Source organism: Terrabacter sp. NPDC000476 (genome assembly GCF_040300125.1).
Lineage (GTDB): Bacteria > Actinomycetota > Actinomycetes > Actinomycetales > Dermatophilaceae > Terrabacter.
The window spans coordinates 1,414,853-1,432,825 of sequence record NZ_JBEPDF010000001.1 but is presented as its reverse complement, the minus strand read 5'-3'; the positions used below and the strand labels follow the sequence as shown (position 1 = coordinate 1,432,825).

Here is a 17,973-nt window from a genome sequence, read left to right as displayed (position 1 = left end):
GGTCAGTGGCTCCTCACGTGGATGATGTGGACGGGCTCGGAGTCGGGGCCGAGCCGCACGAAGTTCTCCGAGCGCCACTCCCACGTCTGGTTGGTGATGTGGTCGTGCGCGTCGAAGGTCGACCATGAGGCCATACCCAGCGCCTCCATGTCGAGGTGCACCCACGTCTCTCGGGTCGCGTGCGGGTCGAGGTTGGCGATGACGATCACCGTGTCACGCTCGCCGGTGGCGTGGTCGACGACCCTCGACTTGCTGAAGACGAGGACGTTCTCGTCGTCGGCCGCGTGGAACCGCAGGTTGCGCAGCCACCGCAGCGCCGGGTGCCACTCGCGGATGTCGTTGAGCCGCTTGAGGTACCACGCGAGCGACCGGCTCTCGAGCGGGCCGCCGGGCTCGTAGAGGTACCACTGGCGGTCCTTGTACTCGTACTTCTCGTTGTCGATCTGCTCCTCGGCGCCGGGGCGCGCGACGTGCTCCATGAGCTCGTAGCCGGCGTAGATGCCGTACGTCGGCGACATGGTCGCCGCCACGGCCGCGCGCAGCTTCCACGCCGTGGGGCCGCCGTACTGCATGTAGGGCGTCAGGATGTCGTGCGTCGTGGGCCAGAAGGACGGGCGCATGTATGCCGACCCCGTTCCCTCGCCGGCGAGCTCGCGGCCGTACTCCTCGAGCTCCCACCTGGCGTTGCGCCACGCGTAGTAGGTGTAGCTCTGCTGGAACCCGGCCTTGGCCAGCTGGTGCATCATGGCCGGCTTCGTGAAGGCCTCGGAGAGCCAGATCGTCTCCGGGTGGGTCAGGGCGACGTCGGCGATCAGCCACTGCCAGAAGGCGACCGGCTTGGTGTGCGGGTTGTCGACGCGGAAGATGCGCACGCCGTGGTCGAGCCAGACCTGGATGACGCGCCGCACCTCGGCGTACGCCCCGGCGGGGTCGTTGTCGAAGTTGAGCGGGTAGATGTCCTGGTACTTCTTCGGCGGGTTCTCGGCATACGCGATCGAGCCGTCGGCGCGCGTCGTGAAGAGCTCGGGGTGGGTCTGCACCCACGGGTGGTCGGGGGAGGCCTGCAGCGCGATGTCGAGCGCCACCTCGAGGCCGACCCGCCGGGCCTCGGCGACGAAGGCGTCGAAGTCCTCGAAGGTGCCGAGGTCGGGGTGGATGGCGTCGTGGCCGCCGTCGGGCGAGCCGATGGCGTAGGGCGACCCGGGGTCGCCGGGCTCGGCGGTGAGGCTGTTGTTGCGGCCCTTGCGGGCCGTCGTGCCGATCGGGTGGATCGGCGTGAGGTAGACGACGTCGAAGCCCATGTCGGCGATCGCGGGCAGGCGCTCGGCGGCGGTGCGGAAGGTGCCCGACACCCACTCGCCGGTCTTCTCGTCGCGGTGCGCGCCCTCGGAGCGCGGGAAGATCTCGTACCAGGCGCCGTAGAGCGCCCGCTCGCGCTCGACGAGGAGCGCGTAGGACGGCGAGCTCGACACGAACTCGCGCAGCGGCACGAGCGCGGCGAGCCCGAGGATCTCGGGCGAGGTCGCGGCGCCGAACCGGTGGGCGGCGGGCTGGCGCGTGTCGGCGAGCGCGAGCACGCCCTTGTCGATCTCGCTCGCGTCGACGCCCTGCCCGCGCACGGCGGCCGCGAAGCGCTCGAGCACCCGGACCCCCTCGGCGCACATGAGGTCCTCGTCGACGCCCGCGGCGATCTTGATGCCGGCGTCGTGCACCCACGTCGCGTAGGGGTCCGACCAGCCCTCGACCCGGTAGGTCCACCAGCCCGGCCGGTCGGCCGCGACCGTCGCGGACCACTCGGAGAGCCCGGGGTTGTCGCTGTGCATGGCGACGTAGTGGTCGCTGCCGTCGGGATCGGTGAGGACGGCGGTCGCGTTGACGGCGTCGTGGCCCTCGCGGAAGACCTTGGCGCGCACGGTGAACTCCTCGCCGACGACCGACTTGGCCGGCGTTGCCCCGCCGTCCACGAGGGGGCGCACGTCGCTGACGGGGATGCGTCCGAGCGGGAGCGCCCCGCCGGGCATCCCGGCGACGGTCGGCGGGGTGCTCGCCGGGTGCTCGGGCGCCAGGTGCACGGCACCCGCCTCGGTGTCGTCGACGACTGCCGTGTCTGCGGTCGGGGTGGCGTCGACGCGTCCGGGGGACGCGCTGCGCACCGGGGTTGGCCTGCTGGAACGGGACTTCTTCGCTGAGCCGGTCACGGATCGACCGTATCGAAGTTGGCGCGAATGACCAGCGCTCGCCCACCTCCCGCGCCGGAGCCGTCCGAAGGGCGAAACGACACTGCAAGATCTGCAAGAACGCGTCATGCCGCCCCCTATGCTGTCCCCTTGTGAAGGCCATCCGTCGCTTCAGCGTCCGCACCGTCCTGCCCACCCGCATCGAGGGCCTCGGCGTCCTCGCGAGCAACCTGCGCTGGTCGTGGCACCCGCCGACCCGTGACCTGTTCGAGAGCATCAGTCCGCGCAAGTGGGCGCAGGCGGGTGAGGACCCCGTCAAGCTGCTGTCCCGCCTGTCGTCCGACGAGCTGGCAGCGCTCGCCGCCGACGACGACTTCGTCGGCAGCGTCGTGGCCGCGAACGAGGACCTCGAGCACTACCTGACCGACGAGCGCTGGTTCCAGACGTGGAGCCGCGAGCAGGAGGCCGCCGGCAGGGCCGCCCCCGCCGCCGTCGCCTACTTCAGCCCCGAGTTCGGCATCACCTCCGTGCTCCCGCAGTACTCCGGTGGCCTCGGCATCCTCGCCGGCGACCACCTCAAGACCGCCTCGGACCTCGGCGTGCCGATCGTCGGCGTCGGCCTGTTCTACAAGACCGGCTACTTCAAGCAGTCGCTCAACCGCGACGGCTGGCAGGTCGAGACCTACCCCGTGCTCGACCCCGACGGGCTGCCGCTCTCGCTGCTCCGCGAGGCCGACGGCACCCCCGCCGTCGTCACCGTGAGCCTGCCGGCCGGCCGGCTGCTGCACGCCCACGTCTGGAAGGCCCAGGTCGGCCGGGTGCCCCTCCTGCTCCTCGACTCCGACGTGCCCGGCAACGACGAGCAGACCCGACGGGTCACCGAGTCGCTCTACGGCGGCGGCGGCGACACCCGCCTCGAGCAGGAGCTCCTCCTCGGCATCGGCGGCGTCCGCGCGCTGCGCCTCTGGTCGCGCCTGACCGGCGCCCCGACGCCCGAGGTCTACCACACGAACGAGGGCCACGCCGGCTTCCTCGGCGTCGAGCGGATCACCGAGCTCGTGCGCGACCACGGCCTCACCTTCGACGAGGCCCTCGAGGCCGTCCGGTCGGCGACCGTCTTCACGACTCACACGCCGGTGCCCGCCGGCATCGACCGCTTCGACGCGGCGAAGATCAACCTCTTCTTCGGTGGCCCGAACGCCATCCCCGGGGTGCCGGTCGAGCGACTGCTCGCCCTCGGCGCCGAGGACTACGAGGGCGGCCAGCCCGGCATCTTCAACATGGCCGTCATGGGGCTGCGCCTCGCCCAGCGTGCCAACGGCGTCTCGCAGCTGCACGGCCTCGTGAGCCGGGAGATGTTCGACGGCCTGTGGCCGGGCTTCGACGACGTCGAGGTGCCGATCTCCAGCATCACCAACGGTGTCCACGCCCCGACGTGGGTCGACCGGTCGGTCTACGAGGTCGCGCGCAAGCACCTCGGCACGGCTGACATCGCCGGCGACGACGCCTGGGAGCGCATCGACGAGGTGCCCGCCGACGCGGTCTGGTCGACGAAGCGCGAGATGCGCGCGAAGCTCGTCACGGACGCCCGCCGGCGGGTCAAGTCCTCGTGGCAGAAGCGCGGCGCCTCGGACGCCGAGCTCGGCTGGGTCGACGACGTGCTCGACCCCGACGTGCTGACGATCGGCTTCGCCCGCCGGGTGCCGACCTACAAGCGGCTCACGCTGATGCTGCGCGACCCCGAGCGCCTCAGGGCCCTGCTGCTGCACCCCGAGCGCCCCGTGCAGCTCGTCATCGCCGGCAAGTCCCACCCCGCCGACGAGACCGGCAAGCGCCTCATCCAGGAGATGGTCCGCTTCGCCGACGACCCCGCCGTGCGGCACCGCATCGTGTTCCTGCCGAACTACGACATCGCCATGGCGCAGCACCTCTACCCGGGCTGCGACGTGTGGCTCAACAACCCGCTGCGCCCCTTCGAGGCGTGTGGCACGTCGGGCATGAAGGCCGCGCTCAACGGCGGCCTCAACCTCTCCATCCTCGACGGCTGGTGGGACGAGTGGTTCGACGGCCGCAACGGCTGGGCGATCCCGACGGCCGACGGCGTCGAGGACCCCGACCGCCGCGACGACATCGAGGCGGCCGCGCTCTACGACCTCATCGAGCACGACGTGGCGGCCAAGTTCTACGACCGCGACGCCGACGGCCTGCCGCAGGGCTGGATCGCGATGATGACGCACACCCTCAAGACGCTGGGCCCCAAGGTCCTCGCGAGCCGCATGGTCGCCGACTACACCGAGCAGCTCTACAGCCCGGCGGCCGGCGCCGGCCGCACCGTCGCCGCGTCGGACTTCGCCGGTGCCAAGGACGTCGCCGCCTACAAGGCGAAGGTCCGAGAGGCGTGGCCGCGCGTCAAGGTCGAGCACGTCGAGCCCTCCGGCCTGTCGGACTCGCCTCAGATCGGCGACGTGCTCGACCTCAAGGCCTACGTCGCGCTCGACGGTCTCGACCCCGCCGACGTCGACGTGCAGCTCGTGCACGGCCACGTCAACGACGTCGACGAGCTCTGGGGCATGGAGGTCGCGCCGCTCTCGCTCGTCGAGTCCTACGACGACGGGCGGCACCTCTTCGCCGGCTCGCAGCCGCTGCGCCGCACGGGCTCGTTCGGCTACAGCGTGCGCGTCGTGCCGCGCCACGCGTCGCTCGCGAGCGCCGCGGAGATGGGCCTGGCCCGCAACGCCTGACCGGAGCAGCCGCGCCGTTCTGCATCGACGAGAGCCCGGACCCCCGCACGGGGTCCGGGCTCTCGGGCGTCCGGGGGAGGCACCGCCGGGGCGGGCGGCGGGTGGTCAGCCGGCCTCGACGGCGCTCCACACCTGCAGCGAGGCGCCCACGGCCGTCACCACGGTCCCGGCCGCCACGGGGCTCCCCGGCGGCGACGGGCGGTCGTCCGCGCTGTCCCAGAGCAGCACGTATGCCGTCGTGCCGGGTGCGGCGGGCAACGTCACCCCGACCGGGCGCGCCGACCCGTTCAGGGTGATGAGCACGGACTGGTGGTCGAGCCACGCTCCGTTGTAGAGGGCCTGCAGCACCGACACGGCCGGGCCGTCCCACCGGCTGCCCATCGGCGCGCCGTCCGAGCCGAACCAGGCGAGGTCGGTCGAGCCGTCCTCGTGGATCTGCCTGCCGGAGAAGAACGCTCGCTGTCGCAGCACCGGGTGGTCGCGCCTCAGCCGGACGAGGTGACGGGTCGTCTCGAGGAGGTCCTCCTGCCACGGCTCGAGGTCCCACGACGTCCAGCTGATCTCGTTGTCCTGCGAGTAGGGGTTGTTGTTGCCCCGCTGGCTGCGCCCGAGCTCGTCACCCGCGTTGATCATCGGCACGCCGGTCGAGAGCAGCAGCGTGCCGAGCAGGTTGCGCATCGACCGGCGGCGCGCAGCCAGCACGTCGCAGGAGTCGGTGCGGCCCTCGACCCCGTGGTTCCACGACCGGTTGTCGTTGGAGCCGTCGGCGCCGGCGTGGCCGTTGGCGCCGTTGTGCTTCGTGTCGTAGGTGGTGAGGTCCGCCAGCGTGAACCCGTCGTGCGCCGTGACGAAGTTGACCGAGGCGATGGTGCCGCGGTCGTGCGTGTCGAAGAGGTCCTGCGACCCGGTGAGCCGGGTCGCGAGCTCGCGCACCCCGTGGCCGTCTGCCCCGGCCGTCGACGCCGCCAGGTCACGCAGCCAGAAGGTGCGCGTGGCGTCGCGGTAGCGGTCGTTCCACTCCGAGAAGGGCGGGGGGAACTGGCCGGTGCGCCAGCCGTGGATGCCGAGGTCCCACGGCTCGGCCACGAGCTTCGCGCGCGAGAGCACGGGATCCGTGCGCAGGGCGACGAGGAACGGGTGGTCGCGGTCGAACCCGTCGTCCTTGCCCCGGCCGAGGGCCACGGCGAGGTCGAAGCGGAAGCCGTCGACGTGGCACTGCTCCACCCAGTAGCGCAGCGAGTCGAGCACCTGCCGGGCGACGACGGGGTGCGTCAGGTCGAGGGTGTTGCCGCAGCCCGTGACGTCGATGTCGCGGCCCCGGGCGTCGAGCCGGTAGTAGGCCCGCTGGTCGAGGCCCCGCCACGAGAGCGTCATCCCGTCCCGCTCGTTCTCGGCCGTGTGGTTGTAGACGACGTCGAGCAGCACCTCGATGCCGGCGGCGTGCAGCGCCTTGACCATGCCCTTGAACTCGTCGAGGACGCCCTGCGGGTCGGTCGCCACGGCGTAGGGGGCGTGGGGGGCGAAGAAGCCGAGCGTGTTGTAGCCCCAGTGGTTCGTGAGCCCCCGGAGCACGAGGTCGGGCTCGTGGGTGAAGGTGTGCACGGGCAGCAGCTCGACGGCGGTGACGCCGAGGCCGAGCAGGTGCTCGACGAACGCGGGGTGGGCGAGGCCGGCATACGTCCCGCGGAGCGGCTCCGGCACGCCCGGGTGCAGCTTCGTCGCGTTGACGACGTGCACCTCGTAGACGAGCGACTCGGTCAGCGAGCGACGCGGGAAACGGTCTGCGCCCCAGTCGAACTCGTCCTCGACGACGACGCAGCGCGGCATGAAGGGCGCCGAGTCGCGGTCGTCGCGCTGCCACAGGTCGCCGCGCAGGTCGGGGCCGACGCGGTGGCCGTAGAGCGCGGGGTCGAGCCGCACCGCGCCCTCGATGGCCCGCGCGTAGGGGTCGAGGAGCAGCTTCGCCGGGTTGTGCAGCAGGGCGCGCTCGGGGTCCCAGTCGCCGTCGACGCGGAAGGCGTAGCGCTGCCCGGCGCGGACCCCCGGCACGACGTCGAACCACGTGCCGTGCGCGCGGTGCCGCAGCGGCACGCGCCGCTCGGTCGTCGTGCCGTCCGGTGCGGCGTCGAAGAGGCAGACCTCGACCGACCGGGCGTGGCCGGCGTAGACGCTGAACTGCGCACCGTCCGCGGTGAGCCGGGCACCGAGCTCCGGGGGCAGGTCGGGCGTCGGTTCCGGCGTCGGGCACATGTGTCAGAGCGTAGGGGGCGGATCGACCCGCACGCGTGACCTCGTTACGGTTGACGCATGACCGATCCGACTTCGCTGCCCAACTTCATGCCGAGCACGCCCGACGCGGGCCCCAACGGCGCCCCCGTCAGTGACACGCCGGTGCGCGACCGCATCCTGCAGGTGCTCCGGGGACTCGAGCTCGACGCATCCGTCGACGGCGACGGCGACCTCGAGTTCGCCATCGTCGACGACCAGGGCACGAGCACGACCCTCTTCGCGCGCGTCGCCGAGGGTGACCTCGCCCTGGTGCGGTTCTTCGGCCAGTGGCAGCTCGCCGACCCGGTGTCGCCCGACCAGAACGAGCGCCTCGCCCGCTGCAACGACATGACGATGCAGCTCAACATCGTCAAGCTCTCGCTCGTGCAGGAGAGCCTCGTCGTCTCGGCCGAGCACGTCATCACGCCCAACGCCGACCTCGACATCCTCGTGCCGCTCTCGGTCAACCACATCCTGCAGAGCGTCGGGTTCTTCTTCCAGTCCTGGCTGCCGATGGACGACGCGCCCGCGGGCGCGCCCGGCGACGCCTGATGGGTGAGTTCGTCCGGCTCGAGGTCGAGGACGGCATCGGCACGATCCGCCTCGACCGGCCGAAGATGAACGCCCTCAACGTCCAGGTCCAGGAGGAGATCCGGGCGGCCGCCGAGGAGGCGACCGCGCGCACCGACGTCAAGGCGGTCATCGTCTACGGCGGCGAGCGCGTCTTCGCGGCGGGCGCCGACATCAAGGAGATGCAGGGCATGTCGTACACCGACATGGTCGAGCGCTCCGGTCCGCTCATGAGCTCGATCAGCTCGGTGGCCCGCATCCCCAAGCCGGTCATCGCCGCCATCACCGGCTACGCGCTCGGCGGCGGTTGCGAGCTCGCGCTCGCCTGCGACTTCCGGGTCGTCGCCGACGACGCGAAGCTCGGCCAGCCCGAGATCCTGCTGGGCATCATCCCGGGCGCCGGCGGCACGCAGCGCCTGTCGCGCCTCGTCGGCGCCTCGCGGGCCAAGGAGATCATCTTCAGCGGCCGCTTCGTCGACGCCTCCGAGGCGCTCGCGATCGGCCTCGCCGACAAGGTCGTCCCGGCCGCCGACGTCTACACCGCGTCGCGCGAGTGGGCCTCCACCTTCGTCGGTGCGGCCTCGTATGCCGTCCGCGCCGCCAAGGAGGCCATCGACCGCGGTCTCGAGGTCGACCTCGAGACGGGGCTCGAGATCGAGCGCCTGCTCTTCGCCTCGCTCTTCGCGACGAAGGACCGCGAGATCGGCATGACCTCCTTCGTCGAGCAGGGCCCGGGCAAGGCGCAGTTCGAGGGTCGATGACCGAGCCGCTGGACGTCCTCGTGTTCTACTCGCCCGTCGAGTCGACCGAGGACGTCCTCGCGGCGGTCTTCGCCGCCGGTGCCGGCGCCGTGGGCGACTACCGCGACTGCGCCTTCGTCACCGCGGGCACCGGTCGGTTCCGTCCGATGCCCGGCGCCACTCCCGCGATCGGCACGGTCGGGGAGCTCGAGCGCGTCGCCGAGCACCGGGTCGAGCTGGTGCTGGGGCGCTCGCTCCGGCCGGCCGTCGTCGCCGCCCTGAGGTCCGCGCACCCCTACGAGGAGCCCGCCTTCCACGTCCTCGAGACCGCCGACCCCACCGCCCCCTGACCGCCCGAGCGATTGCTCTCCAGCCAGCCCGCCCGAGTTCGCGGCTGCACGTGCGCCGGGGCGCGGTTCCAGCCGGCATACGGCCGAGTTCCCGGCTACACGTGCGCCAGGGCGCGGTTTCAGCCGGCATACGGCCGAGTTCCCGGCTACAAGTGCGCCACGGCGCGGTTCCAGCCGGCAGCCCGTATGCCAGGTGGCTGGAGGTGCGCCACGGCGCGGTTGTGGGCGGGGCGGGGTCGCCCCGCCGAGGCGGTCAGGCGGTCTTGAAGCCGCCGTTGCTGAGGAGGAGCTGGCCGTTCATCCAGCTCCCCTGGTCCGAGAGCAGGAAGCGGACGAGGTCGGCGGTGTCTCGCGGCGTGCCGAGCCGCCCGGCCGGGGTGTCGGCCACGCCGAGCGCCCGGATCCGGTCGTCCATCCAGCCCGTGTCGATCGGTCCGGGGTTGACGACGTTGGCCCGCAGCCCCCGGTCGGCGAGCTCGACCGCAGCCGCGACGACGATGCGGTCGAGGGCTCCCTTGCTCGAGCCGTAGGGCAGGTTGTGCGCCGTGTGGTCGCTCGTCAGCGCGACGACGTGGGCGGCGGCCGGGCCGCCCGGCGTCACCACGGGCAGGCGCTCGGCGACCGCGCGGATGAGCAGCCACGACGCTCGGGCGTTGACCGCGTAGTGCCGGTCCCAGCTCTCGAGGGTGGTGTCGAGGATGCTGCTGTCGACCGACTCGCAGTGCGACATGACGAGGCCGGTGACGCGGCCGAGCCGCTCGGTCGCGGCGGCCACGAGGGCCTCCGGGGTGGCCGGGTCGGCGAGGTCGCCGGACAGCAGCTCGACCCGGCTGCCGAGGTCGCGGCACGCCGCGGCGACGGCAGCGGGGTCGTCGGCGCCGCGCTCGTAGCCGAGCCGGTCGTCGTAGGGCTGCCAGTGCGCCAGCGCGAGGTCCCACCCGTCGGTGGCGAGGCCGATCGCGAGCTCCGCCCCGATCGAGCGACGGCGCCCGACGCCGGTGACGAGGGCCACGCGCGGCTCGGGGGAGCGGGTCGGGCTGGGGGAGGGCTGCGACATGCGCCCCATCCTCGGGGGGCCGGATGCCGCGGGGCCATCGCTTTTCGCCCCGTCCCGTCCCGTCCCGTCCCGTCCCGTCCCGCCCCGCCGGGCGCGGGTGACGGACGAGCCGCATGCACGCTGGTGGTGAGCGTCACGCCGCCGGCGTACGAACTGAGCGAGCGCTCAGTGAGAGGATGGACGGCAGTGCCGGAGCGACCTCCGGCAGCTCCTTCGAGCACCACCACCAGCAACGGAAGAGGACGTTCACCCATGAACATCGTCGTCTGTGTCAAGTACGTGCCGGACGCCCAGGCCGAGCGCACGTTCAACGCATCTGACAACACGACCGACCGCGAGAACGTCGACGGCCTGCTGTCCGAGCTCGACGAGTACGCGGTCGAGGAGGCCCTCAAGATCGTCGAGGCCGGCGAGGGTGAGGTGACCGTGCTCACGGTCGGCCCCGACGCCGCCGCCGACGCCATCAAGAAGGCCCTGCAGATGGGCGCCGACAAGGGCGTGCACGTCAGCGACGACGCGATCCACGGCTCCGACGCCGCGGCGACCTCGCTCGTGCTCGCCGAGGCCATCCGCAAGATCGGCGACGTCGACCTCGTCGTCACCGGCATGGCCTCGACCGACGGCACCATGGGCGTCGTGCCCGCGATGCTGGCCGAGCGCCTCGGCCTGCCGGCCGTCACGTTCGCCTCCGAGCTCACCGTCGAGGGCAGCACGGCGACGATCCGCCGCGACGGCGACGCCTCGACCCAGACGATCACGGCCACGCTGCCGGCGCTCGTCTCGGTGACCGACCAGATCAACGAGCCGCGCTACCCCTCGTTCAAGGGGATCATGGCCGCCAAGAAGAAGCCCGTCGAGCAGTGGTCGCTGGCCGACCTCGGCGTCGAGGGCGCACAGGTCGGGCTCGACGCCGCGTGGACGAAGGTCGACTCCTTCGCCGCGCGCCCGCCGCGCTCGCAGGGCGAGATCGTCGCCGACGAGGGCGACGGCGGCAGCAAGCTCGCCGCCTTCCTCACCGAGCGCAAGTTCGTCTGACCCGTTCCTGCCCCGACCTTTCCAGCCAGCAAAGGAGATCCCCATGGCTGAAGTACTCGTCCTCGTCGACCACGTCGACGGCAAGGTGCGCAAGACCACGTCCGAGCTGCTGACGATCGCCCGCCGCCTCGGCGAGCCGTCCGCCGTCTTCGTCGGCTCCGGCTTCGACGCCGCCAAGGAGACCCTCGCGCGCTTCGGTGCCGAGAAGGTCTACCGCGTCGAGTCGCCCGAGGTGCTCGAGCACCTCGTCGTGCCGCAGGCGGAGCTGCTCGCGCAGCTCGTCGCCGACAAGGCCCCGGCCGCGGTCCTCGTCCCGTCCTCGCCCGAGGGCAAGGAGATCGCCGCCCGCCTCGCGGTCAAGACCGAGTCGGGCCTGATCACCGACGCCGTCGACGTCCAGGCCGCCGACGGTGGCGTGGCCACGACGCAGTCGGTCTTCGCCGGCTCCTACACGGTGTCGGCCACCGTCACGAAGGGCACGCCCATCGTCGCGGTCAAGCCGAACTCGGCGACGCCCGAGGAGGCCGCCGGCGCGGCCGCCGACGAGGTGCTCGACTTCGCCCCGTCCGACGCCGCCAAGGGCGCTAAGATCGTCGAGTCGAAGCCGAAGCAGGCGAGCGGTCGCCCCGAGCTGACCGAGGCGGCCATCGTCGTCTCCGGCGGCCGCGGCACGGCCGGCGACTTCTCGAAGGTCGAGGACTTCGCCGACTCGCTCGGCGCGGCCGTCGGCGCGAGCCGCGCGGCCGTCGACGCCGGGTGGTACCCGCACACCTCGCAGGTCGGCCAGACCGGCAAGCAGGTGAGCCCGCAGCTCTACGTCGCCTGCGGCATCTCCGGCGCGATCCAGCACCGCGCCGGCATGCAGACGAGCAAGACCATCGTGGCCGTCAACAAGGACAACGAGGCCCCGATCTTCGAGCTCGTCGACTTCGGCGTCGTCGGTGACCTCTTCGCGGTGCTCCCGCAGGCCACCGACGCGATCAAGGCCGCCAAGGACTGACCGCACCACCGCACACCGCACCACACCGCACGCAGGCCGGGTCCCCCACGGGGTCCCGGCCTGCTGCACGTGCGGGCGATCCCGACGCCGTATGCCGTCAGCCGGGCTCGGGCGACCGGCGCGGCGTCGACCGTCGCGTCCAGCTCTCGACCCGCTCCCGGTTGTGGGCGTATGCCGACCCCGCCGCCCCGAAGGTCCACCAGGGCGCCGAGAGCGCCTCCGACGGCACCCGCACCGGGCGCCGGTCGCCCCGCAGCCACTCGACCCGCCCGGTCGAGGACACCCGCCGCACGGCGGGGCGCTCGATCGTCGTCGTGGCGAGCGTGTTGTGCACCCTGAGGTCGGCCTCGCCGAGCACGACCCGGGCCGACCACGCGCGCCAGCCGAGCAGGAGTGCGGCGGCCAGGCACACGGCATACGGCACGGCGGCGGGCAGGGCGGGGAGGAAGCGCACGAGCAGGCGGGCGACGAAGTAGCCGAGCACGGGGCACGCGAGGGACGCCACGGCCCGGTGGACCGTCGGGGCGCGCAGCGTGCCCCGACCGTCGCCCTCCTGCGTGCCGCCCGTGCCGCCCGTGCCGACCATGGGCCAGATCATAGGTCGGACGTGCGCCGCGGTGCGCGCGTCGACGACGCGGTCGGGCGCGTCGCGGGCCCGTCCTAGAATCGGGAGGTGACTGCCTACCTCGACCACGCGGCGACGACCCCGATGCTGCCGGCGGCCCTCGCGGCGATGACCGAGCAGCTCACCGTGGTCGGCAACCCGTCGTCGCTGCACCGCACCGGCCGAGCCGCCCGGCGCGTCGTCGAGGAGTCCCGCGAGAAGATCGCGCGCTGCCTCGGCGCCCGGCCCTCCGAGGTGGTCTTCACCTCGGGCGGCACCGAGTCGGACAACCTCGCCGTCAAGGGCACGTTCCGGGCCCGCCGCGACGCCGACCCCGCGCGCGTGCGCCTGCTCGTCGGTGCCGCCGAGCACCACGCCGTGCTCGACTCGGTCGAGCACCTCGTCGCGCACGAGGGCGCGGCCGTCACGTGGCTCGAACCGACGGCCGAGGGGCTCGTCGAGCCGGCGACCGTGCGCGCGGCGATCGCCGCCGACCCCGGCTCCGTCGCCCTCGTGTCGGTGATGTGGGCCAACAACGAGGTCGGCACCGTGCAGGACGTCGCGGCGCTCGCCGAGGTCGCCCACGAGTTCGGCGTGCCGTTCCACACCGACGCCGTGCAGGCGGCCGGGCACGTGCCCGTCGACTTCGCCGCGAGCGGCGCGGACCTGATGGCCGTGACGGCGCACAAGCTCGGCGGGCCCATCGGCGTCGGGGCGCTCGTGGCCCGCCGCGACGCCCGGCTCGTGCCGCTGACGCACGGCGGCGGCCAGGAGCGCCAGGTGCGCTCCGGCACGCTCGACACGCCCGCCATCGTCGGCTTCGCCGCGGCGCTCGTCGAGGCGACCGCCACGATGGATGCCGAGAGCGCCCGGCTCGTGGCCCTGCGTGACGAGCTGATCGAGCGGGCCATGACCGTCGCACCCGACATCCGCCCGACCGGGGTGTGGGAGCGGGGTGACGCGACCCGCCGCCTGCCCGGCAACGCCCACCTGCTCGTGCCCGGCTGCGACGGCGACTCGCTCCTCTACCTGCTCGACGCCGCCGGGGTGTCGTGCTCGACCGGCTCGGCCTGCCAGGCCGGCGTGCCGCAGCCGAGCCACGTGCTGCTCGCCATGGGCATCCCCGAGAGCGACGCGCGCGGCGCGCTGCGGCTCACGCTCGGGCACACGTCGACCCGCGCCGACGTCGACGCCGTCATCGCGGCGCTGCCGGCCGCGGTGGAGCGGGCCCGCCGCGCGCGTGAGGCGACCGCGTCATGAGGGTCGTGGCGGCGATGAGCGGGGGCGTCGACTCGGCCGTCGCGGCCGCCCGGATGATCGACGCCGGTCACGACGTCGTCGGGGTGCACCTCGCACTGAGCCAGAGCGCCGCCACGCTGCGTGAGTCGGCACGCGGCTGTTGCACCATCGAGGACGCCGGCGACGCGCGACGGGTCGCAGACCAGCTCGGCATCCCGTTCTACGTGTGGGACATGGCCGCCCGCTTCTCGCGCGACGTCGTCGACGACTTCCGGGCCGAGTACGCCGCCGGGCGCACCCCGAACCCGTGCCTGCGCTGCAACGAGAAGATCAAGTTCGCGGCCCTGCTCGACAAGGCGCTCGCCCTCGGCTTCGACGCCGTGGCGACCGGCCACTACGCGCAGGTCGTCGAGACCACCGCGCCGGGAGGTGGAGTCGTCCGCGAGCTGCACCGGGCCGTCGACCCCGCCAAGGACCAGAGCTACGTGCTCGGCGTGCTCGACGCCGAGCAGCTGGCCCGGTCGTTCTTCCCGCTCGGTGACACGACCAAGCCGCAGATCCGCGAGGAGGCCGCCGCGCGGGGGTTCTACGTCGCGAAGAAGCCCGACAGCCACGACATCTGCTTCATCGCCGACGGTGACACGCGGGGGTGGCTGACCCGCGAGCTCGGCGAGGCCCCGGGCGAGATCGTCGACACCACGGGGGAGGTGCTGGGCCGGCACCGCGGGGCGTTCGCCTACACCGTCGGCCAGCGGCGGGGTCTCGCGCTGTCGCGCCCGGCCGCGGACGGGCAGCCGCGCTACGTCGTCGAGGTGCGGCCCGAGTCGAACCAGGTCGTCGTCGGTACGGCCGACCTGCTCGGCGTGAACGCCATCACCGGCGAGCACGCCCGCTGGTGCGGCCCGGCACCCGAGGGTGTCGTGGAGGTCGGGGCGCAGGTGCGGGCCCACGGCGAGGAGTACCCGGCCCGGGCGTGGGCGCAGGACGGGCGCGTCGAGGTGCGCCTCGAGGGGCGGGTGCGCGGCGTCGCGCCGGGCCAGTCCGTCGTGCTCTACGACGGCACCCGCGTCATCGGGTCGGCCACCATCACGGCGGCCCGCCTCGACCGGTCGGACGCTGCCGCGCCCGTCGGTTGAGCCCGCCGGTCAGTCGCTCGCCCGGGTCCAGGTGACGACGCGGGCGCTGGGACGGAAGCCGATCGAGCGGTAGAGCCGCTGGGGGCCCGGGTAGGCGTCGTCGCCCCGCGGGGTGACCTGCGCGAGGACGCCACCCGCTGCGCGCAGCGCGTGCAGGGCCGAGAGCGTGACGGCCCCGGCGAGGCCCCGGCCGCGGTGCCCGGGCACGCAGCCGACCGGCTCGACGAGGCCGGCGCCCGTCGCCGGGTCGAGCCAGACGAGGGCCGAGGCGACCATCTCCCCCTCGGCGTCGACGGCCACGTGGTCGAGGTCGGAGCGGTAGGGCCACGCGCGGCCGAGCTGCCGGTAGGCCGTCGCGTCGACGCGCGACGGGCCGAGGTCCGACCAGGCGGCCGCGTGGACGGCGGCCCGCTCGGTGGCCTCGTCCGGGCGCACGGCGCGGCAGGTGTACCCGGGCACGTCGCGAGCGGCCGGGAGCGCGTCGAGGTCCAACACGTGGTGGGTGAAGAAGGGATCATCGGGCCGGGGCTCGAAGCCGGCGTCCGCGAGGGCGGTCTCGACGGCGGCGTCGCCCTCGACGGCCATCGCCGACTGCTCGTCGGCGTCGCTCCACTCCTCGAACCACTCGAGGACGTCGACCGCCAGCCCGGGGTGGTCGGGGTCGACCTGCAGCTCGAGCCAGTCGGGGGCCTCGGCCCAGCCGAACGCGACCGTGCGGTCGCCCGCGGTCCACAGCGCGATCGCCTCCGACGCATCGAGCACGGCGGGGTCGACGGGGCGGTGGTAACGGCTCCACGCCAGCTGGCCCGGGTGGAAGCGGCTCGTGGGCGACCACACCCGCGAGCAGAGGTCCTGCATGGCGCGCAGGTCGTCCGGTCCGGAGAAGTCGCGGCGTCGGACGGTCCCGGCCGGGCTCATCGACCGGCGCCCCGGCGCTGCACGCACCCGTCGTCGGGGTCGAGGGCGTCGCCGATGCGGTGACCGATGGCCGCGAGCTGGCGCACCTGGGTGCGGGTGAGCGGGTCGAGCACGAGCCGGCGCACGGTCTCGACGTGCCCCGGGGCGGCCGCGACGATGGTGGCCCACCCCTCGTCGGTGAGCGTCGCGAGCGTGTAGCGCCCGTCGGCCGGGTCGGGGGAGCGCGTCACCCAGCCGCGCCGCTCGAGCTTCGAGACGACCTGGGAGAGGCGCGAGAGCGAGCCCACGGCGAAGGCCGCGAGGACGCTCATCCGCAGGGTGCGGTCGGGTGCCTCGGAGAGCCCGGCCATCACCTGGTAGTCGAAGTGGCTCATCCCGGCTTCGCTCTGCAGCTGCGCATCGAGGGCGGCCGGAAGGCGGATCACCAGGTATCCCAAGGCCATCCACGCCTCGCGCTCCTCGGCGTCGAGCCAGCGCGGTTCGTCGTCGCGCGCGTCGTCGCGCTCCTCCGGGGTCGACCGTTGCGGCATGCGCCCAGCGTATCCGGCGCGTGAGCGCGGGAGTGCGAGAGCCGAGGATCACTTGAAGATTGAAGTCAAGAGTCGTACGATCACTTCAACCTTCAAGTCAATCGCACCCCAGTGGAAAGGCGTGTGTCGCCGTGGACATCGTTCTCTGGATCCTGGCCGGTCTGCTCGCCGTGGCGTTCCTCGGCAGCGGGGGGATGAAGCTCGCCCGCTCCAAGGAGGAGCTCGCCGCCTCCGGCATGGGCTGGACCGAGGGCTTCGGCCAGGGCACGATCCGCCTCATCGGGGTGCTCGAGGTGCTCGCGGCGGTGGGTCTCGTCCTGCCGGCCCTGACGGGGGTCGCCCCCGTGCTCGTGCCGCTCGCGGCGACGGGGCTCGTGCTCGTCATGGTCGGTGCGATCGTGACGCACGCCCGCCGGGGTGAGACGCCCATGATCGTCGTCAACGTCGTCCTCCTCGTCCTCGCCGCCATCGTGGCCTGGGGCCGATTCGGGCCGTACGCGTTCACCTCCTGAGCCGTCCACGCGCGGCCCCCGGGCCGCGCCGCCCGGGCCCGCCCCTAGGCTGGCGCGGTGACGCTCGCAACCGGCATCGGCTCCTGGCCCGGCACCTCGGTGCGTGACGGGCTCGCGCAGGTGCGCGAGCTGCTCGACGGGCAGCTGCCCTACCTGCCGGAGCTGCCCGAGCGCGGCCCGGGCGCCGACATGGTCGGCCGGACGGCCGGCCTGCTCGTCGAGCTGCCCGTCGACCTCCAGCCGGTCGGCTGGCGCTTCGTCGACCGTCCCGGCCGCGACGCCGCCCGCACCGCCGCGCTGCTCCGGGAGGACCTCGACGAGCTCGCCGAGGCCTTCGACGGGCACACCGGCCCCCTCAAGCTGCAGGTCGTCGGCCCGTGGACGCTCGCCGCGAGCCTCTGGCTCCAGCGGGGCGAGCGCGTCGTCGTCGACGACGGGGCGTGCCGTGACCTCGTCGACTCGCTCGCCGAGGGCGTGCGCCTCCATGTCGCGGCGGTGCGGCGCCTCGTGCCCGGCGCCGAGGTCGTGCTCCAGCTCGACGAGCCGAGCCTGCCGACGGTGCTCGCCGGTCGCCTGCCGACCGCCTCGGGCTTCGGTCGGCTGCCCAGCCTCGACCCGCAGGTCGCCGCCCGCGGGCTCCAGACCGTGCTCCGGGCGCACGACGGCCCGACCGTCGTGCACTGCTGCGCGAGCTCGCCGCCGGTGCCGCTGCTGCGGGCGGCGGGACCGGGAGCGCTCTCGCTCGACACCTCGCTGCTGCGACCGCGCGAGTGGGAGGGCGTCGCGGTCGCCGTCGAGGACGGCATCCGGCTGCACGCGGGAGTCGTGCCGACCGACGGGGGGCGCACCCGCGCGACGCAGCTCGCCGACGAGCTCGTCTCGGCGTGGACGCGCGTCGGCCTCCCGCTCGCCCGGCTCGCCGACCTCGTCGTGACGCCGGCCTGTGGCCTCGGGGCGGCGACGCCACCCGTCGCCCGGGCGGTCCAGCGCGCCGCGGTCGAGACGGCCCGCGAGCTCGAGGAGCGCAGCGCAGGCTGACGACCGAGCGCGCTCGGGCGCCCCAGCGCGCTGACGGCATCCGTCATCGTGGGCCCGA

16 protein-coding genes are annotated in these 17,973 nt (G+C 73.4%); 10 read left to right on the top strand and 6 right to left on the bottom strand.

The genetic code is table 11. From position 1 onward, the window contains the following. Nucleotides 1–2: 2 nt before the first annotated feature. Nucleotides 3–2,198: an alpha-1,4-glucan--maltose-1-phosphate maltosyltransferase gene (locus ABT295_RS06665; RefSeq protein WP_352393614.1), complete on the bottom strand. Its 2,196-nt coding sequence runs from the start codon at nucleotides 2,196–2,198 to the stop codon at nucleotides 3–5. A 131-nt stretch (nucleotides 2,199–2,329) separates the two neighbouring features. On the opposite strand from ABT295_RS06665, the gene glgP reads away from it, so the two are divergent. Next, nucleotides 2,330–4,918 carry an alpha-glucan family phosphorylase gene (gene glgP / locus ABT295_RS06660; protein ID WP_352393613.1) on the top strand — a complete coding sequence of 863 codons (2,589 nt, stop codon included), beginning with the start codon at nucleotides 2,330–2,332 and terminating at the stop codon, nucleotides 4,916–4,918. 105 nt (nucleotides 4,919–5,023) lie between these two features. Here glgP and glgX read toward each other — a convergent pair whose 3' ends face one another. Further along, complete coding sequence (glgX, locus tag ABT295_RS06655; protein WP_352393612.1) at nucleotides 5,024–7,168, bottom strand: glycogen debranching protein GlgX; 2,145 nt, start codon at nucleotides 7,166–7,168, stop codon at nucleotides 5,024–5,026. A 57-nt stretch (nucleotides 7,169–7,225) separates the two neighbouring features. On the opposite strand from glgX, the gene ABT295_RS06650 reads away from it, so the two are divergent. From ABT295_RS06650 to ABT295_RS06640, 3 genes are read left to right on the top strand one after another with little or no spacing between them, the layout of a single operon-like run. Then, a complete protein-coding gene (locus tag ABT295_RS06650) occupies nucleotides 7,226–7,738 on the top strand; it encodes a type III secretion system chaperone family protein (protein WP_352393611.1) in 513 nt (170 codons plus the stop codon). Continuing rightward, nucleotides 7,738–8,517 carry an enoyl-CoA hydratase/isomerase family protein gene (locus ABT295_RS06645; RefSeq protein ID WP_352393610.1) on the top strand — a complete coding sequence of 260 codons (780 nt, stop codon included), beginning with the start codon at nucleotides 7,738–7,740 and terminating at the stop codon, nucleotides 8,515–8,517. Before ABT295_RS06650 ends, ABT295_RS06645 begins: the two co-directional genes overlap by 1 nt. Next, the gene (locus tag ABT295_RS06640) at nucleotides 8,514–8,846 is read left to right on the top strand and encodes a YqfO family protein (protein ID WP_352393609.1); all 333 of its coding nucleotides are present in this window, start codon (nucleotides 8,514–8,516) and stop codon (nucleotides 8,844–8,846) included. The genes ABT295_RS06645 and ABT295_RS06640 overlap by 4 nt, the downstream gene beginning before the upstream one ends. Before the next feature lie 253 nt (nucleotides 8,847–9,099). Here the strand turns inward: ABT295_RS06640 and ABT295_RS06635 are convergent, their stop codons facing one another. Continuing rightward, nucleotides 9,100–9,903: an SDR family oxidoreductase gene (locus tag ABT295_RS06635; RefSeq protein WP_352393608.1), complete on the bottom strand. Its 804-nt coding sequence runs from the start codon at nucleotides 9,901–9,903 to the stop codon at nucleotides 9,100–9,102. Between the two features lie 252 nt (nucleotides 9,904–10,155). On the opposite strand from ABT295_RS06635, the gene ABT295_RS06630 reads away from it, so the two are divergent. Together ABT295_RS06630 and ABT295_RS06625 are read left to right on the top strand one after the other, a co-directional pair. Beyond that, entirely contained in the window at nucleotides 10,156–10,938 is a 783-nt protein-coding gene (locus tag ABT295_RS06630; RefSeq protein ID WP_352393607.1) for an electron transfer flavoprotein subunit beta/FixA family protein, read from the top strand. A gap of 43 nt (nucleotides 10,939–10,981) precedes the next feature. Beyond that, a complete protein-coding gene (locus ABT295_RS06625) occupies nucleotides 10,982–11,938 on the top strand; it encodes an electron transfer flavoprotein subunit alpha/FixB family protein (protein WP_352393606.1) in 957 nt (318 codons plus the stop codon). A gap of 97 nt (nucleotides 11,939–12,035) precedes the next feature. Here the strand turns inward: ABT295_RS06625 and ABT295_RS06620 are convergent, their stop codons facing one another. After that, entirely contained in the window at nucleotides 12,036–12,524 is a 489-nt protein-coding gene (locus ABT295_RS06620; protein ID WP_352393605.1) for a hypothetical protein, read from the bottom strand. A gap of 87 nt (nucleotides 12,525–12,611) precedes the next feature. Here ABT295_RS06620 and ABT295_RS06615 point away from each other — a divergent pair, with 87 nt between their 5' ends. Together ABT295_RS06615 and mnmA are read left to right on the top strand one after the other, a co-directional pair. Then, nucleotides 12,612–13,802 (top strand): cysteine desulfurase family protein, encoded by a 1,191-nt coding sequence (locus ABT295_RS06615; RefSeq protein WP_352393604.1) that lies wholly within the window; start codon nucleotides 12,612–12,614, stop codon nucleotides 13,800–13,802. Continuing rightward, nucleotides 13,799–14,917, top strand: a complete 1,119-nt coding sequence (mnmA, locus tag ABT295_RS06610; protein WP_352393603.1) for a tRNA 2-thiouridine(34) synthase MnmA — start codon at nucleotides 13,799–13,801, stop codon at nucleotides 14,915–14,917. The genes ABT295_RS06615 and mnmA overlap by 4 nt, the downstream gene beginning before the upstream one ends. A gap of 9 nt (nucleotides 14,918–14,926) precedes the next feature. On the opposite strand, the gene ABT295_RS06605 is transcribed toward mnmA, so the two are convergent. Together ABT295_RS06605 and ABT295_RS06600 are read right to left on the bottom strand one after the other, a co-directional pair. Then, nucleotides 14,927–15,835, bottom strand: coding sequence for a GNAT family N-acetyltransferase (locus ABT295_RS06605; protein ID WP_352393602.1), 909 nt, complete (start codon nucleotides 15,833–15,835; stop codon nucleotides 14,927–14,929). Beyond that, entirely contained in the window at nucleotides 15,832–16,365 is a 534-nt protein-coding gene (locus ABT295_RS06600; RefSeq protein WP_352393601.1) for a MarR family winged helix-turn-helix transcriptional regulator, read from the bottom strand. Before ABT295_RS06600 ends, ABT295_RS06605 begins: the two co-directional genes overlap by 4 nt. 131 nt (nucleotides 16,366–16,496) lie before the next feature. Here ABT295_RS06600 and ABT295_RS06595 point away from each other — a divergent pair, with 131 nt between their 5' ends. After that, on the top strand, nucleotides 16,497–16,877 hold the full coding sequence (locus ABT295_RS06595; protein ID WP_352393600.1) for a DoxX family protein: 381 nt from the start codon (nucleotides 16,497–16,499) through the stop codon (nucleotides 16,875–16,877). A 57-nt stretch (nucleotides 16,878–16,934) separates the two neighbouring features. Continuing rightward, nucleotides 16,935–17,915: a uroporphyrinogen decarboxylase/cobalamine-independent methonine synthase family protein gene (locus ABT295_RS06590; protein WP_352393599.1), complete on the top strand. Its 981-nt coding sequence runs from the start codon at nucleotides 16,935–16,937 to the stop codon at nucleotides 17,913–17,915. Nucleotides 17,916–17,973: the final 58 nt, after the last annotated feature.